This window comes from Aeromonas sp. MR19, from assembly GCF_963899305.1.
Lineage (GTDB): Bacteria > Pseudomonadota > Gammaproteobacteria > Enterobacterales > Aeromonadaceae > Aeromonas > Aeromonas bestiarum.
On sequence record NZ_CAWQWZ010000032.1, the window covers coordinates 204,441 to 220,245 of the forward strand.

A 15,805-nucleotide genomic window follows, 5' to 3' on the forward strand; every position below is an offset into this window, starting at 1 on the left:
CCTTGGCCTTTTCTTTATTTTTTCTTGGCTTCGGCCAGGTACTCATCCAAGGTTTCTTGGTTGGCTGCTTTAATGGTCATGCCATTGGGGCCCGCCCCGATATTACTGAACTGTTTTGCCGGTTCGCCATGTTGCTTGAACTCTTCCAGCTCTGGCGAACCTTCTTTAAAGACCCATAGCCGCCCATCTTCCACTTCGGTCACAAAACCGGGCAGGTTGAATTCGCTCGCAAAGGCGGCGGTGCTAAGCAGACTAAAGCCCAGCAGAGCGGCGGAAGCGACGATTTTTTTCATGTTCATCTATCCATGTTGATCGATTAATTCTTATTAATCATCGCCGGGGAGTATGACGAGAATATGACAATGCCTGGGTCAGGTTGACGTGGTTCAGAAAATTGAAGTGCATCCTTTTCGCTGCTTGCGCGTCTTCCTCGTGACGTGCTGCGCTCGTCTGATGAGGATATGAAGATCGCTGTTCGATATGAGGGCTGGGCAACCACGCCTTGAGGTTCGTGAGTCAATAATCAGGATCGTATGATGAGTTCTTTCGACATCCAGAAAGCCAAAGATGATGCAGTCGAGTGGGCATTAACCCACGGTGTAGCCTTTAAAGAGTCGCTGTATTCTGCTGTGCATACCCCATTTACCCTGGCGCCGACACCGATCAGCCAACGGGACTACCAGCATTTGAAAAGTGCGGCACAGACCTTAAGCAAACTGATTTATGCCGTCTCAGAGGATCATGGCTTTTTACATGATGCCATTCATCCCATTACGGCGGGCGATCCCTTCTTTTCAGCCCTGCTCAGCATGCACCAACAGATACACTCATCAGCCACCAAGCCACCCCGGCTGCCATTGCTCATCATGCGCAGCGACTTTATGGACGACAAACAAGATGGCCACAAGCTGGTCGAGTTCAATGGCATCGCCGCTGGTATGGGGCCATTTGGTCAGCGAATACATGAACTGCACCACTATCTGCAACGGCAATGGCCTGCTGCGTACATGCAAGAGCCGCATCAGGCAATGGGTGAACTTGTCAGTAATCATGCCATTGAAGGATTGTCAGCAGGTATTGCCGAGGCCACCTTCAAGATCAAGCGTGAGTTTGGCGACCCCAGCCCGGCAAGGTTTCTGATGATTGTGCAGGAGCATGAAAACAATGTGTTTGATCAACACCTGCTTGAGCTGGCACTCCAGCAGAAAGGGATTGAGACACAGCGCAGAACCTTTCGTGAACTTCATAATCAACTGAGCACGGGCGCTAACAACAGGCTGCTCCTCGATGGTGTCGGCTCCCTCGATACCGTCTACCTGCGGGCCGGATACCAATATTCGGATTATGAGGCTGCTGATCTCAAAGAGCAGAGATGTTGCCAGTCGCTGATGGCGACCCGTGTGTTGATTGAGCAACACAGAGTCGCCGTCAATGCCACGGTTGCCCAGCAATTGGCGACCAGCAAACGAGTACAAATGCTGCTGTCGCGTTTGGGAGAAGAGGGATTCGCTGCATTTGGCTTGACCCTGCAAGAGGCTGACACAGTGAAAGGTGTTCTGGGGGAGATGCACCCTGTTACCCCTGACAGCGCACACTTTATAGAAGCTGCGCCCGCCGATAGTTGGGTGCTTAAAAATCAGGGTGAAGGGGGTGGGCATTGTCTGTTTGGGGCAGACATCCTGGCAAAATTAGAAACACTGGAGCCCCGGCAATATCAGGCTTGGTCACTGATGGGCCGATTACATCCTGTTCCTAGACCGATGGCAGCCTGGATAGTACGCAAAGGAGAGCTGCATCGGGTGACGGACTTGATCAGTGAACTAGGCATGTTCACCGTTCAGATAGATGGCAATCCTGGTTGCGCCGAGCCGAGCTTTGCTGGATACCTGCTTCGTAGCAAATCAGCCGGATCGACAGAAGGAGGCGTTCATAGCGGGCAAGGCGTCCTTGATTCATTGGTATTCAGTGATTGATGAAGGGGCTGGGGGCGAACCATGAGATCGCGGCGTTAGCAAAAAACAAAAAATATGAGCATCTTTTGCGGACATGCCACGTCTTCTGGATAACACCGATGTTGATGGAGTCATTATGTTTCAGATTTTCACCGACCTAGCCAGCTGGCTGGTCTACGAGCAATTGGGCCTGAGCCCGCAAACCAAGCTGGGGGATGCGCTGCATTTCTTCGTGGAGGATGTGAGCAAGATCTTTGCCCTGCTGCTGGTCATGATTTACATCGTGGCCATGTTGCGGGCCTCCCTGAATGTTGAACGGGTGAGGGACTATTTGGCGGGCAAGCACAGAGGGTTGGGCTATCTTCTTGGCTCCGGCTTTGGTGCCATTACTCCCTTCTGCTCCTGTTCGAGTATCCCTGTGTTCCTCGGCTTTACCTCGGCCGGTATCCCGCTCGGGATCACCATGGCCTTTCTCATTACCTCACCGCTTATCAACGAAGTGGCCGTCCTGTTGCTGGTCAGTCTGTTGGGCTGGAAGTTTACCCTGATTTACGTGGCGGTCGGCATGGCGGTTGGCATGCTGGGTGGGGCGTTTCTGGACAAGATCAAGGCAGAGCGCTGGCTGGCCGATTTTGCCGCCGAGGCCCTCAAGCAGGGGCAGCATCAGCAAGGTGATATCGTCCAGCAGCATACCGATGCCCCGAGCCTCTCGCTGGCCAAGCGTCATGCCTTTGCTAAAGATGAAACAATCACCATTTTCAAACGGGTATGGCTCTGGGTCATTGTCGGTGTGGGGCTTGGTGCCGCGCTTCATGGCTTTGTGCCTGATGGCTGGATTGCCTCACACCTTGGTGCCGGTCAATGGTGGTCAGTGCCTGTGGCGGTTCTCATCGGCATTCCCCTCTACTCCAATGCCACCGCAGTGATCCCGGTGATGGAGAGCTTGATTGTCAATGGGCTGCCGATTGGGACAACACTGGCATTTTGTATGAGCACCGTGGCGGCCAGTTTTCCTGAATTTATTCTGCTCAAACAAGTGATGCAGTGGCAGTTACTGGGCACCTTGCTGCTGGTGCTACTGGTTTCCTTCACGCTGGTTGGGTGGGTGTTTAACTTCGTATCGCCGTTAATTTCTTGATGAGGAGTATGAGATGAAACATGTAAAAGTGCTGGGCATGGGCTGCGCCAACTGCAAGAACACCGTCCAACTTATCCAGCAGGTGGTGGATGAACTTGGTGTTTCAATTCAGCTTGAGAAGGTGGAGTCATTGCCCGAGATAATGAAGTACAAGGTGATGTCTACACCGGCAGTCGTCATTGATGACAAGGTAGTTCATGCGGGCGGGATCCCGGCTAGAGAGGCGGTGCAAAGCTGGTTCTGATACACGCAGGGGCGGGTTATCCCGCCCCTGACTATCTCAGCAACAACAGAGAGGCTTGGGTCGTTTTCAGTATTCCCGTTGTGGAGCTGCACACGATAAACAACTTGATCCGTGAGTGACCCTAGGCCCCCATCATGATCAGGTCGCTTACTGTCTCGCTGGCATACTGGCAAATCACCGGCACCACATCCCCTTGCAGCAGTATTGCTTCAACCCTGATACCATCTCAAGACCTGTTTGGCTTGTGCCTGCGGGTGTTTGGGCTCGTCACTTGCTGACCATCACCCAGTCACATTCCAGCCCCTTGAGTTTCGGGCGGCATAGTGCATGAAAGCCCAACAGTACCACCACAATGGAATTCTTATGGGTGTGCATGGCGTTCTCGATAATTATCGTTCTGTCAGGTATAACTAACCGCTCTTGGTAGAAAGTTTATTTCTGAAAATGCATGTTTATAATTCCGCCCTTGGCGGAGAATGCAACCAGACATTTATTGTTTCCATCAAGCGTGTACTATTTCTACTTTTCTAGAGTGTATTCATTGCTTGATGGTCTTCTCAAGGAGTATTGATTTTTATGAAGATGGATTTAATTTCTACATTCCATGTTTATATTTAATTTGGAAGAGAAAACAAGGTGGGAAAGTAAAACCTGGTTTCTCTTCGCTGCGCAGCAGCGGAATGTTGAAACGGAAAAATTTATTTATAGCTTTCATAATTAGTAAATGGACAGTTTTCCGAATTTTTCAAGTGGGGGATGTGAAAAAATTTTAAAAATCATTCTGTTTGGTTGAAGTTTAACCAATTGAGATGGTTTTATCCTCTCAGCCCCCCGATTTATTGATTATTGGAAAACCCCATGCTCAATCCGTCCCACAAGATCGATAACAGCCTGAACACCCATCGGTGTAGTCAATAGATCGGCAGGTGCTATGCCACCAAGGCCCCATGCAGGACGGTGTAACCACGACAATGCCATGACGACATCGTTTTCCTGAAGGGACAGAGCGGCATAAAGGGCGAGCACTACTCCATACACCCTGACACCTTGTGATATTGATAAAGGGGTATCTGCTCTGAGCCTGCGAGTCACCGTGCTATGGCTAATACCAGCAAGCTTACATATCACACCAACATCAGTTTCAACCAGCGCAGCTAGCTTATGGATGATGTCCGCCGGAACCCCTGCCACAATCCACAGGTGAGCACTCAGTGCTTCACGAGGAACACCCAAGGGGTCAAGGAGTGTCGTTCTAAGGTTCGGATTATGGACTGCATCGGGTGTCATGTTACATACCTCTGTCTGCATGTGCTCTTTATCATGCCCTATCTCACCCCACACTGTCGTGCCCAGTGCTCAACAAAGTTTGCACATGTTGCAGGGCCGACACTTGGTTTCCAACCAACTAGGTTGGTGTCTTGATTTATTGATGGACATCATGAGCAACCCGAGCAATATTCTATAGTTTCGAAGAGTTCGATTAGGAATAGGGGCTATGCCTATTTATACAAGTGTTTTAAAGTTGGATAAACCAATTGGAACACCACCCCATCCAGTAGAGGTGAGCGTCTATTCCAGTCCGTATGGTGGCTACATCAGAGTTAGTGAAATGGATGTTCATAATGAGAATGCTGCCGCATTCACATCCGCTTTAATGTCCGCAGATGAGTGTCGTGCCCTTGCTCGGTCACTAGACGCGATGGCTTCCGTTCTTGAACAATCGGAAAAAAATGGTGATATGTCCTAGCACCGAGGAGAGTCGATGACTGAGCTGATCTGTACTGAGCCTGGCATAGGTATTGAGCTTGGGACTACTTTTCAGGTTCTATCGGAGAACGGCTCTGAATGGGAAATCCTGTTGGGTAATGAATACCGAAGGGTCAACAAACGCAGCGGGCGCGTTACAGGTTGGAAAACACCTCCAAAATTTGAGTGCAAAGACATCCAAAAATAACAAATGAGAGTTCAATGCTGGTTATGCCAGTGATAAATAGCCAGCCCAGGTTACTCCCACATCAAAAGCAGAAAAATTATAGTTTTCATAAAGCCTTAAATAAGGAGTTCAGCATGCTCGTAAAAGAAATTGTGCCAACAGAGCAAGTTGTCGATGTCCTCTGTGATGTCTGTGGTCGTAGTACAAAAACAACTTTTGGAACCAATCAATACGGCTCGTTATCGGCGGATTTTGGCTATGGTTCCTGTCACGATGGTGAGCGTTATCAGGTGCATCTGTGTGAAATGTGCTTTTTCGGTATACTTGCAACAGTGAGGGAGATGCATCGTGGGGATCATATGTTCGACGATGACTATGAGGCTGCAAACCCAGACACATTTGGGCGTGATTATTCTAATAGGGAAATAATATGAATGATATGCTCCCATACTCTAGTTTGTGTGGAGAGAAATGTTTCTTATCATCGACTCATTCTGTGAGCCAATGATATTCTCCAATCGGCTCATTTCGTGAGCCGATCAAGATCGTTCATCGGCTCATCTGGTGAGGTGGTCTCAACGCTCACTACCACCTAGATTTAATTTTTGGTTACATAGTTTCATTGCAGGTTGGAGCTAGGCCACTAAACAGATCCGAACGCGATTTCGCTCACGTCTTTTTGAATAATGCTACTTCTACAATCGTCTTGGTGCCAAAAACAGTGGTGCTAATGCTGGGGTTGAGAGATAATTTCACTGATATAAAAGTGTGATACATGAGGATAAAAATGAACGATTTTTTGAAAACTTTGTTGAATATCCGTAGTCTGCGAGCTGCATTGCGTGAGTTGTCATTTGAGCAACTGGTCGAAGTTAAAGAAAAATTGGATGAGGTTTTTGCTGAGCGTGAGCAGCAAGAAACCAAATTGAGAGAGGAATCTGCCGAGCGCCTGCAAAAATTGGCTGAGTTCACCGAGATGTTGAAAGAAGCAGGCATCGATCCGAGCGAGCTGGTTGGCACTGCGGCTCCAGCGAAAGCTGATGGTTCAGCCAACAAAGCCAAACGCGCTCCTCGTCCTGCCAAATACAAGTATAACGAGGACGGTCAGGAGAAAACCTGGACTGGCCAAGGTCGTATGCCCAAGGCCATCGCAGAAGCTGTTGCGAGTGGTCGAGCATTGGAAGAGTTCTTGATCTAGTGCTGAGAGCCTATGCCTGTGTGGCATGGGCTCTTTCTAGCTACCATAGATATGTGTAGAGGTTAATTATGAGCGATAGCTTTCCTTATAGTCTTCCAATAATGGATGTGATCCGTCATGACTATGAGAGATTTAGGTTTGACACTCATAAATATACACATAAAGGATTGTTTACAGATGGTAATTTATTATTTGCTGTGATACTAGAAGTAAACAGTAACAAGGAGCTTCTAGAGGAGCTAGGTCAGCAGTATCATCATTTTAAAACAGCTGGAATTCCAGCTGCAAAAATTGTTGGGGAGATCTTAGATAGCTATAAGCCTATAGCACTGCGAAATTCAATTGAGAAAAGTCATCTTCATGGTCATCCCATGAATATGCATGAAACAATTAATGAACTGAACTTGCACATACCAAAAAAATATCATCCATTTCATGTTGATTTTAAATATGGAACAAACAAGTTTCAGATTACCTTAAAATGTACTTTCACAGAAAGTGATACGGAAGAAATTCAGTTGATATGCGAGTCTCTCGGATATCAAGGATATGATTACATATTTATACAAAATGATAATATACCTGACTATCTTGGCGAGGTTCACTATACACCGAATGAACAAGGTAACTTACTATTGGTGGCTAGTGGATTAATCCAGAAACAATTCTCAAAAGAATTACTTGCATGTTATGAAGAGGATGAAGACTTTTGGCTTGAGAATCGGCATTTTATTTTCAGTGGAGCTGATCCAAGTTCAGTAGCAAGTTATTTACCCCCTAGCTTTGATAAAATTGGAACTCGTTGTTTTGTTGATGCATCAGCTTTCTCGCGTCTAAATATTAGGGTGTATTTAACCTTATATGAACAGTTAATTATAGCACTACCGCTAGAACAACCATCTGAATATTTTTATGAGATGTTCAAAATATATAAATTTGAGTTGCAGGAGTTAATTCGCCGTGGGCGTGTATTATTCGTCGCCCCCCAAAATCTCGCTAGATACTCTCAGTCACTGTTGCATGACATTATTTCGGTTGACCCTAATGCCATTATCTTCTCTAGACGTTTAGCCGCAGCAACCATTCAAGGTATTCAAGAAAAAAGTGGTGTTGTAGGCACTACTTTTTCGAGCGATGAACAATATGAATTCGTTCATCAGTGTTCTCGTTCTGGAAATATAGGCTTGCAACGGTTAGCAAATATGCTTTCGAGACAGTGGCAATTTGGAGAGTATATTGTAAATAAAGAGGGGGCAGTGAGTGCTCATTTTTTGGGGTTATCTGAGATAGCCATTAATGGGTTTAAAGAAAAGGGTAGAGACTATACTATAGAATTAGCTAGTGCTAGTTCTAGCTATGAGTTTGCCCAAGGGTTAAGAGCTCATCACTTTCCATTTGACTCCAGCGGTTACTCCGAAGTTAATGCGTGCCGAGTAATCAGTGGTTTATACAACGGTGTTGTAAGTACCTCGAATACAATAAGAGAGTCTGAGATATCAACAATATTGAATAAGGTATTTGCAGTTAATAATGACATGGGCGTACTAGAGCTAGATGACGCATTATCAAGAAGTCTTATTAGAACTCTACCAAAGATAATAGGTGAATTTGCTAACCTTAGTGAAGAACAAAGAGCGGAAAAACTCTATCATTTGAACAAGGAGATACGGCAAATTGAAAAGAATCAAGCAAGAGTGGCATCAGTGGACTTTGCAAGTGCAGCTATTCCTGCCGTTGCTGGTACTGTAATGGAATATTCTAACATTTCTGGTGCTGGTTATGTATCGCTGGGAGGATGGGCACTCAAAGCACTTGAAGTATATGTGCGAGATTCTCACTTTATAAACAATCCAGTATATATTAAATTATCTAGTATAAATCATCATGTATCTCAAGATGCAGTGATAGTGAAACGTACAAGAGATGCTTTTTCTACTGTTAATGGATAGCATTTTCTGCCAAATTGCCTAGCCATTTATTATAAGGTATCTGATGCCTATGAGTAAAAAATTGGAAGATTTAATCGAATCACAACCATTTGAGGTAGCCCAGAGCACAAAGGAGCTTGCCGAAGTGCTGAGAGTTCGTATCGCTCTGACCAAATTGCTTTCAAATCTCGGTGCAGGTGATGTTCCTGAAATTGATCCCGATGTTCTCGATAGTTTGTTGTCGCTCAAAAAATCAGTTGAGAGCCATGACTGCCGGTTGAGTTTATTTGTTCATATGCCTGACGGCACTCATCATGGTGTCAATATTTAACTAAAGATCGTCATTGGTACGTTAATCGCAGATTTTATCTACCAAATGAAATCAACGCCCCATGGCGATGCTTTTTCAAACTCCCTCGGTGTGTAAGCGGATCTGATAGCGTGTATTGCGTCCGCCACCAGGTAATTTCTCAATACATCCCTTTTCCACCAATGCAGCCAGATGGCGTGTGGCCGTGGGCTTACTGACTCCGGCGACTTTTTGATATTGACTGGCACTGATGCCATTTTCAAAACCCTGTTCGCCGCCATCCAGTAAACGATTCAGCACTTTGGTTTGCTCTGGACTCAGACTGTCATGACAGTGCCGCAACCAAAAATGAGCCTTGGCAAGAGAACGAGCAATAACCTGTAATGCCAGCTCTATGGAGTAATCCAGTGTGTCGAGGAACCAACAAATCCAGGAGGTAATATCCAGCGTGCCCTTCTGTGTTGACTCCAGTGCCCGATAGTAGTCAGCCCGCCATTCTAGAATAGCGACTGACATGGCATACAAACGGATGCCCTGGCTGTCAGCCTGTGACAGCGCGAGATCGGTCAATGCCCGCGTGAGCCGCCCATTGCCATCATCAACGGGATGCAGGGTCACGAACCAGAAATGACAGATCGCCGCACGAAGCAGTGGATCCATCGTGGGGTCATGCTGAGTCTGGTTAAACCATGGGATGAACTCGGCCAGTTGATCGTCCAGAGCTGCTCTGGGTGGAGCCTCAAAATGCACGGTAGGGCGATCAACACGCCCAGAGACAACCAGCATCGGCTCATCTCCTCGCAACTGCCCTACGTTCAGTCGCTGCACCGACCATTCGTTGGCGGGGAACAGCCAACGATGCCATTGGTAAAGTCGTTCAATTGTCAGTGGTTGTTCATGGTTGTCGATGGCATCCAGCATCATTGCCGCGAGCCCCTCTGAGCGATCTGACACGGGATAGGACTGAGTTTCTGATCCCCCTAACCGCCTAGCCAGGGAAGAACGCACGGATTGGGCATTGAGACGTTCGCCTTCGATAGCGGACGAGGCGATGATGTTAGCCAATAACGTGTCCAACGTTTGGTCGGGGTTCCCCAACCTGGAATGACTACCGATTAGAATTCCCAACCTGCGTTGCACCTGCCGTAATCTGGGCAATATCTCGCTATCCCGCCAACGAAAATGGGGCCAATCAGCTTGTTGCCAAATCCAAAATGGTTCCATTATTTCCTCATCCAACGTGCTAGGGTCTCAATAATGAGCCGACCCAGCCCATCATTCAGCTCAATGTTTGAGCCGAATATAACACATGCAGCAGACCAGCAGAGCTGGTAATGAGGATGGAGATCTAGGTTGAAAATCTCAGACCGGAGCTAATGAAAAACTGGATTTATTGATGCTGTGTGGCGCTACAGCAACCAGTAGATAGACAAGGCGGGAGCTCGTTTTCGTTTCGAATGCGTTTTGGGAGCTTGCAGCTTGCGCTGCATGAAGCCACGCACACGCAGATGCCCTTAGGTCTGCTCATTCATATGCCTGATGGTACTCGCTATGCCATCACTGTGAATAATTATAGGGAAATTTAGTTTTATCTGGGTGAAGAGATAATTATTTGGCAAATATATCTATGGCAGCAGATCGCGAATGTCACACCCCATAACCCTGGCAAGACGATAAGCCTTTTCCAGGGTGACATTGACCTCACCACGCTCAATTCGTCCTACGTAGCTTCTATCAATTTCGGCCGCATATGCGAGTGCATCTTGCGATACGCCCAATTGAAGCCGTCTATCACGTACAGCATCACCAAATTTTTTTGCTAGCTCTTGCATGTCTCGCCTCTCGCTGGCGAGCACTATCTCTGGTTGTCTGGCTAACGACCACGGATTATAATCCGCAACCGAGTTTAGATTTCCACTAAATGTTTTCGTTCGAGGCCCAGGATTACTTATGAGCTCCCAGACCGTGTGGTTACCAACCGCGCTCTACACCGCACTCATTCGATGGCAGATGGATGACTTCACTGCGATAGGATTTGTAAATGCCATTTTTGGTGACAAAGCAGAATCGCAGATACGTCAGCGGCGTTATCGTTATACCTTCATTTATCGGCATCTGATCAAGCTCGTAAATCAGGGACTTCTAAAAAGGAAGCATGTTGATGATGGGAAGCGCTGTTCTCATTTCATCAGGACTCCCAAGTTCGATGAAGTGCATTTCAAAGAGGAATTTATTGGGCCTTGCGCGCTTGTAACGGAATCGGGTAAGGAGCGTAAGTCGGAAACGTATGAATCCGTCCTGGAAGGACTGATCGCGAGAGCACAGCACTACCGTAAGGGGTTGCAGGAATATGATTCAATGCTCGCTGAGTACCAGCAATTAAGAGTGGACTTCTCCATATTGGATCCAGCGATTGAAAGGGCCATCAACAATACCGTTGCAGAGAAACGCGATTTGCGGGGCAGGCTGGAGGCCGTGGAGAGGCTTTTGAGGGGGTTGATTGCGTTCAGAAGCGCCTCTTGATGTAACCGTTCAGCGTCAGGGGCTTGATGCACACAGTTCGGAGGGAATGGGGTAATCCGTTTTCTCGATGCGGGCTCGGACAATGGTATGCAGTCACTCTTGGGGGCAACGTCCCAAGCGTTTGGTCGTCTCAACCAACGAAAGTAAGCGTTGACGAAACCGCTCCCCACTCTGGGCGATAACAGCCACGTTGCGCAGTACATGGGCCCAGCAAAGCAGGCGCAGACTCGTGCAGACAAACCGGTAGCCAGCATACAGGCCCGCCACCAATACGCCAGCCAACTCCTACTCCAGCAGGCATTCGGGAGGATCTACTTGGCCCACAGGTTCCAGTGACTCAGGTCGAGCAAAAGCCTGTCGTGGAAGTCAGGAATGAAGGGAGCAAGGTGCTAGAGGCTAGAGCACGCTCTTATCGGTTTGAGCTCCAGGGATACCAGGCTACGTTCGCCGAATATTGTGAGCTACGAACAGATTTCCCCGCGTTAGAGGCGACCATTGATAATGTGCTTAGGCACACCTGTAAGGAGTTTCGGAGTTTACGAGGACGGTTGGCAGCCGTAGAGGAGGTAATGAGGGCGTTGGGGAGTTCCGCGTCAGTCCGCTAATGTCATCCCTTCTATATAAGTCGATTTCAACAACATGACCCCAGATGTCCAGCATTTGCAGGTCATATAGTTTCCAGGTCGCGCAGTATAGGTGCGTGACTTCTATCCTTCCTTCTCTTGGGAGCTGTGCCAGCTGATTTTGCACAATGACCCCCTCTTAAAAGGGGATCATAGCCCCCGAAGTGTGCAGTTTTTGTTTTGCACAAGAGGTTTTGTGGTGCTAGGTTCAGTGTTAGTGATGTTTTGTGCAGTTTTTGTGTTGCATAAACTTCCTCGGCCTGCCGTTCAACATCGCCAGCTATGCCCTGCTGACCCACATGATGGCCCAGCAGTGCGATCTGGAAGTGGGCGATTTTGTCTGGACCGGTGGTGATGTACACCTCTACTCCAATCACATGGAGCAGACCGCGCTGCAGCTCTCCCGCGAGCCACGGCCCTTGCCGCAGCTGGCGATCAAGCGCAAGCCGGACTCCCTCTTCGACTACAGGTTCGAGGATTTCGAGATCCTGAGGTACGACCCCCATCCCGGCATCAAGGCGCCCGTCGCCATCTAATGTAAAAGGCGCCTTGAGGCGCCTTTTTTATGCATAAAAACAACTGAAAATTCATTTTATTGATTGCGTCATCAAGGGGGCCTGAGTGCAGTAAAACCTGCTTATAGCAGGCACCTTCTGTTTTGCCTTCGGTTTTCTCGTTGTATTCAGCAGTAAGAAACGATTTTCCATTAATTGTTATGGGATATAGACTCAAATCAAAGTAATACTGTGGATAATTTAACCATGAGCAACGTAATAAAGAAGTTTCTGCAGCTGGAGGCCGCCTCCGGAATAATTCTGATCATGGCAGCCATACTGGCGATGGTATTGGCCAACACGGGTCTGGCCGATGGCTATCAGGCATTCCTCGATACGCCGGTGCAGGTGCGCATCGCCGCGCTCGACATCAACAAGCCGCTGCTGCTCTGGATCAACGACGGTTTCATGGCGATCTTCTTCCTGCTGGTCGGGCTTGAGGTCAAGCGCGAGATGCTGGAAGGGGCCCTCTCTTCTCGGGTGCAGGCGACCTTCCCGGCCATAGCCGCGGTCGGCGGCATGCTGGCCCCCGCGCTCATCTACGCCTTCTTCAACTACTCGGATGAAGTGGCGCGCGCCGGCTGGGCTATCCCCGCCGCGACCGACATCGCCTTTGCCCTCGGGGTGATGGCGCTGCTGGGCAAGCGGGTACCGGTCAGCCTCAAGGTGTTCCTGCTGGCGCTGGCCATCATGGACGACCTGGGTGTCATCATCATCATAGCGCTCTTCTATACCCAGCAGCTGTCGCTGACGGCGCTGGCGGTCGGCATACTGGCGACCCTGACCCTGCTGTGGATGAATCGCCGTGGAGAGGACAGGATCGGCCTCTACATGCTGGTGGGCCTGGTGCTCTGGGTCGCTGTGCTCAAGTCCGGCGTCCATGCGACCCTGGCTGGCGTCATAGTGGGCTTCATGATACCGCTCAACGGCAAGCGTTATGCCTCGCCGCTCAAGCATCTGGAGCACTCGCTGCACCCCTGGAGCGCCTACCTGATACTGCCGCTGTTCGCCTTTGCCAATGCGGGGGTTTCGCTGGACGGGATAGGCCTGTCGTCCCTGCTGAGCCCTGTCCCTCTTGGCATCATGCTGGGGTTGTTCGTGGGCAAGCCGCTCGGGGTGTTCACCATCAGCTGGCTGGCGGTCAAGCTGGGCATCGCCCAGTTGCCGGGCGGGGTCAACTTCAAGCAGATTTTTGCGGTCAGCATACTGTGTGGCATCGGCTTTACCATGTCGATGTTCATCGCATCGCTGGCGTTCGAGCACGGCGGATTGGATTACGGCAGCTATTCGCGCCTCGGGATCCTGGTGGGATCCACCCTGGCGGCAGTGATCGGTTATCTCGCCCTGCGGATGTCGCTCCCCAACCGGGAGGCGGATCAAAGCACGGAGGGGTTATGAGAAGAGTGATAGGGTTGGTCATGCTGGCGAGCCCGGGGCTCTGGGCGGCCAGTCTGGAAGATTGTCAGCAGGATGCGGCATCAAGCAGCTGCTCCGCCTATCTCAACGGGGTGGTCGACAGCGCCGTCATGCTGGGGGACAAGCAGGCCAAGGCCCAATTCGGTGAGACCTTCGCCGAGCGGGCCCTGAGCAGTCGGGCCGGTGAGCGGGTCAAGCAGTCCAACAAGCGCTACTGCGGCGAGCGGATGCCTGACAAGGTGCGCCTCAAGGCCAACTTGCAGGCGCAGTTCACCGCAAACAAGGTTGACTCGATCAGCGACATGTATGACATTCTGGCGGCTGAACTCAGCTGCTACCGGAGTCCGCGTACCGCGGGAACCCCATCGGATGTCACACCTTAATTACAATCACCTCTACTATTTTTGGATGACTCAGAAGAAGGGCTCCGTCACCCAGGCGGCGGAAGCCCTCTTCTTGACCCCGCAGACAGTCACCGGCCAGATCAAGCTGCTGGAGCAGCGCCTGGGCGGCAAGCTGCTGATGCGCAAGGGACGCTCCCTCGAGGCCACCGAGCTGGGCCAGCTGGTATTCCGCTATGCCGACAAGATGTTCAGCCTCTCCTACGAGATGCTGGATATCGTCAACTACCGCAAGGAGAGCCAGATACTGTTCGACGTCGGCATCGCCGATGCACTCTCCAAACGCCTCGCCAGCCGGGTACTGCTCTCGGTCATTCCCAACGATGGCTCCATCCACCTGCGCTGCTTCGAATCGACCCACGAGCTGCTGCTGGAGCAGCTGAGCGAGCACAAGCTCGACATGATCCTCTCCGACTGCCCGGTGGACTCCAGCCAGCATGCGGGCCTGCTCTCCAAGCGGCTCGGCGGTTGTGGCGTCAGCTTCTTCTGCAAGGCGCCGCTGCCCGAGAAGCCCTTTCCCGCCTGTCTGGAGGAGCGCAAGCTGCTGATCCCGGGACGTCGTACCGCCATGGGCCGCCAGCTGACCCAGTGGTTCGAGCAGCAGGGCATCTCCCCCAGCATCCTCGGGGAGTTCGACGATGCGGCCCTGATGAAGGCCTTCGGTTTCTTCAATCAGGGCATCTTCATGGCCCCCACCATCTATCGGGAGGAGATCCTGGAAGGAGAGGAGGTGATGCTGATCGGGGAGACCCAGGATCTGATGGAGGAGTATTACGTCATCTTCGCCGAGCGGATGATCCAGCATCCGGCGGTAAAACGGGTATGCGAGAGTGATTTCTCCTTCCTGTTCGCGGGGCAGGAGGACTTCACCACGATTCAACCGGCAACCCTGGCATTTTAAATCGGCGGGTCACAGAGTATGATTCTTGCCTCGGACGAGAGGGGATGAGATGCAACTGGAAGAGATGGAGGCGAATGCGAGCCGGGCTGTGGCGCTGCTCAAGGCACTGGCCAACGAACGACGACTGTTTATTCTGTGCCAGCTGCAGGATCGGGAACTGTCGGTGGGGGAACTCAACGAGGTGCTAGGGCTTAGCCAGTCAGCCCTGTCGCAGCACCTGGCCGTGCTTCGGCGGGATGAGTTGGTGGAGACGCGAAAAGAGGCCCAGACGGTCTACTATTCGCTGCGCAGCCACGAGGTGCGCGAAATGATTGCCCTGCTGCACAAGCTTTACTGCAGCGCAGATAAATAAAAACCGGCACTGAGGCCGGTTTTTTTAGCTTTATACAGCCGAAGCTGATTAAGCCATAGCTTTGATCTGGGCAGACAGGCGGCTCTTGTGACGAGCAGCTTTGTTCTTGTGGATCAGGCCTTTGGTAGCCATGCGATCCATGATCGGCTGAGCGGTAGCAAAAGCAGCAACGGCAGCAGCTTTGTCGCCAGAAGCGATGGCAGCAATTACTTTCTTCAGATAGGTACGGGTCATTGAACGACGGCTGGCGTTGTGTTGACGACGTTTCTCTGACTGAATCGCGCGCTTCTTAGCAGATTTGATATTAGCCAAGGTAAAACTCCTAAAACTGT

At 50.1% G+C, this 15,805-nt stretch carries 18 protein-coding genes and 3 pseudogenes; 14 read left to right on the forward strand and 7 right to left on the reverse strand.

Annotated elements, in window-relative coordinates; genetic code table 11:
• Nucleotides 1–14: 14 nt before the first annotated feature.
• Nucleotides 15–293: a hypothetical protein gene (locus tag AACQ95_RS15385; protein WP_052816438.1), complete on the reverse strand. Its 279-nt coding sequence runs from the start codon at nucleotides 291–293 to the stop codon at nucleotides 15–17.
• A gap of 243 nt (nucleotides 294–536) precedes the next feature.
• Here AACQ95_RS15385 and AACQ95_RS15390 point away from each other — a divergent pair, with 243 nt between their 5' ends.
• The 3 genes from AACQ95_RS15390 (at nucleotide 537) to AACQ95_RS15400 (ending at nucleotide 3,334) form a co-directional block, all read left to right on the forward strand.
• The gene (locus AACQ95_RS15390; RefSeq protein ID WP_241278959.1) at nucleotides 537–1,973 is read left to right on the forward strand and encodes a glutathione synthetase; all 1,437 of its coding nucleotides are present in this window, start codon (nucleotides 537–539) and stop codon (nucleotides 1,971–1,973) included.
• Between the two features lie 115 nt (nucleotides 1,974–2,088).
• The gene (locus AACQ95_RS15395; protein ID WP_241278960.1) at nucleotides 2,089–3,090 is read left to right on the forward strand and encodes a permease; all 1,002 of its coding nucleotides are present in this window, start codon (nucleotides 2,089–2,091) and stop codon (nucleotides 3,088–3,090) included.
• Between the two features lie 13 nt (nucleotides 3,091–3,103).
• The gene (locus AACQ95_RS15400) at nucleotides 3,104–3,334 is read left to right on the forward strand and encodes a thioredoxin family protein (RefSeq protein WP_052816441.1); all 231 of its coding nucleotides are present in this window, start codon (nucleotides 3,104–3,106) and stop codon (nucleotides 3,332–3,334) included.
• 843 nt (nucleotides 3,335–4,177) lie between these two features.
• Here the strand turns inward: AACQ95_RS15400 and AACQ95_RS15405 are convergent.
• Entirely contained in the window at nucleotides 4,178–4,642 is a 465-nt protein-coding gene (locus tag AACQ95_RS15405) for an antitoxin Xre/MbcA/ParS toxin-binding domain-containing protein (RefSeq protein ID WP_241278961.1), read from the reverse strand.
• A gap of 454 nt (nucleotides 4,643–5,096) precedes the next feature.
• On the opposite strand from AACQ95_RS15405, the gene AACQ95_RS15410 reads away from it, so the two are divergent.
• The 5 genes from AACQ95_RS15410 to AACQ95_RS15430 all read left to right on the forward strand — a co-directional run bounded on the left by AACQ95_RS15410 (nucleotide 5,097) and on the right by AACQ95_RS15430 (nucleotide 8,724).
• Nucleotides 5,097–5,288 (forward strand): hypothetical protein, encoded by a 192-nt coding sequence (locus AACQ95_RS15410; protein WP_042010605.1) that lies wholly within the window; start codon nucleotides 5,097–5,099, stop codon nucleotides 5,286–5,288.
• A gap of 113 nt (nucleotides 5,289–5,401) precedes the next feature.
• Nucleotides 5,402–5,701, forward strand: a complete 300-nt coding sequence (locus AACQ95_RS15415; protein ID WP_241278962.1) for a hypothetical protein — start codon at nucleotides 5,402–5,404, stop codon at nucleotides 5,699–5,701.
• Between the two features lie 353 nt (nucleotides 5,702–6,054).
• Nucleotides 6,055–6,465, forward strand: a complete 411-nt coding sequence (locus AACQ95_RS15420) for an H-NS family histone-like protein (protein WP_241278963.1) — start codon at nucleotides 6,055–6,057, stop codon at nucleotides 6,463–6,465.
• A 68-nt stretch (nucleotides 6,466–6,533) separates the two neighbouring features.
• Complete coding sequence (locus AACQ95_RS15425; protein ID WP_241278964.1) at nucleotides 6,534–8,414, forward strand: hypothetical protein; 1,881 nt, start codon at nucleotides 6,534–6,536, stop codon at nucleotides 8,412–8,414.
• A gap of 49 nt (nucleotides 8,415–8,463) precedes the next feature.
• The gene (locus tag AACQ95_RS15430) at nucleotides 8,464–8,724 is read left to right on the forward strand and encodes a hypothetical protein (RefSeq protein WP_241278965.1); all 261 of its coding nucleotides are present in this window, start codon (nucleotides 8,464–8,466) and stop codon (nucleotides 8,722–8,724) included.
• A 75-nt stretch (nucleotides 8,725–8,799) separates the two neighbouring features.
• Here AACQ95_RS15430 and AACQ95_RS15435 read toward each other — a convergent pair whose 3' ends face one another.
• The 3 genes and pseudogenes from AACQ95_RS15435 to AACQ95_RS15445 form a co-directional block, all read right to left on the reverse strand.
• Nucleotides 8,800–9,627: a Fic family protein gene (locus tag AACQ95_RS15435; RefSeq protein ID WP_241279019.1), complete on the reverse strand. Its 828-nt coding sequence runs from the start codon at nucleotides 9,625–9,627 to the stop codon at nucleotides 8,800–8,802.
• A 66-nt stretch (nucleotides 9,628–9,693) separates the two neighbouring features.
• Nucleotides 9,694–9,927: pseudogene (locus AACQ95_RS15440) on the reverse strand (DUF4172 domain-containing protein); the annotation flags it as partial.
• A 401-nt stretch (nucleotides 9,928–10,328) separates the two neighbouring features.
• Nucleotides 10,329–10,535: a helix-turn-helix domain-containing protein gene (locus AACQ95_RS15445; RefSeq protein ID WP_005895552.1), complete on the reverse strand. Its 207-nt coding sequence runs from the start codon at nucleotides 10,533–10,535 to the stop codon at nucleotides 10,329–10,331.
• Between the two features lie 118 nt (nucleotides 10,536–10,653).
• Here AACQ95_RS15445 and AACQ95_RS15450 point away from each other — a divergent pair, with 118 nt between their 5' ends.
• On the forward strand, nucleotides 10,654–11,226 hold the full coding sequence (locus AACQ95_RS15450; RefSeq protein WP_223937816.1) for a hypothetical protein: 573 nt from the start codon (nucleotides 10,654–10,656) through the stop codon (nucleotides 11,224–11,226).
• 15 nt (nucleotides 11,227–11,241) lie between these two features.
• On the opposite strand, the pseudogene AACQ95_RS22620 reads toward AACQ95_RS15450, so the two are convergent.
• Nucleotides 11,242–11,409 (reverse strand): annotated as a pseudogene (locus AACQ95_RS22620) (IS66 family transposase); the annotation flags it as partial.
• A gap of 682 nt (nucleotides 11,410–12,091) precedes the next feature.
• Between AACQ95_RS22620 and thyA the strand changes: the two are divergent.
• From thyA to AACQ95_RS15480, 5 genes and pseudogenes are all read left to right on the forward strand, one after another.
• Nucleotides 12,092–12,385 (forward strand): annotated as a pseudogene (gene thyA / locus AACQ95_RS15460) (thymidylate synthase); the annotation flags it as partial.
• A 225-nt stretch (nucleotides 12,386–12,610) separates the two neighbouring features.
• Nucleotides 12,611–13,801 (forward strand): Na+/H+ antiporter NhaA, encoded by a 1,191-nt coding sequence (gene nhaA / locus AACQ95_RS15465; protein WP_241278966.1) that lies wholly within the window; start codon nucleotides 12,611–12,613, stop codon nucleotides 13,799–13,801.
• 20 nt (nucleotides 13,802–13,821) lie between these two features.
• Complete coding sequence (locus AACQ95_RS15470; protein WP_172955414.1) at nucleotides 13,822–14,202, forward strand: hypothetical protein; 381 nt, start codon at nucleotides 13,822–13,824, stop codon at nucleotides 14,200–14,202.
• Entirely contained in the window at nucleotides 14,189–15,121 is a 933-nt protein-coding gene (gene nhaR, locus AACQ95_RS15475; RefSeq protein WP_241278967.1) for a transcriptional activator NhaR, read from the forward strand. The genes AACQ95_RS15470 and nhaR overlap by 14 nt, the downstream gene beginning before the upstream one ends.
• A gap of 49 nt (nucleotides 15,122–15,170) precedes the next feature.
• Entirely contained in the window at nucleotides 15,171–15,473 is a 303-nt protein-coding gene (locus AACQ95_RS15480; RefSeq protein WP_042869139.1) for an ArsR/SmtB family transcription factor, read from the forward strand.
• A gap of 48 nt (nucleotides 15,474–15,521) precedes the next feature.
• Here the strand turns inward: AACQ95_RS15480 and rpsT are convergent, their stop codons facing one another.
• Nucleotides 15,522–15,785, reverse strand: a complete 264-nt coding sequence (gene rpsT, locus AACQ95_RS15485) for a 30S ribosomal protein S20 (RefSeq protein ID WP_005892298.1) — start codon at nucleotides 15,783–15,785, stop codon at nucleotides 15,522–15,524.
• Between the last annotated feature and the right edge of the window lie 20 nt (nucleotides 15,786–15,805).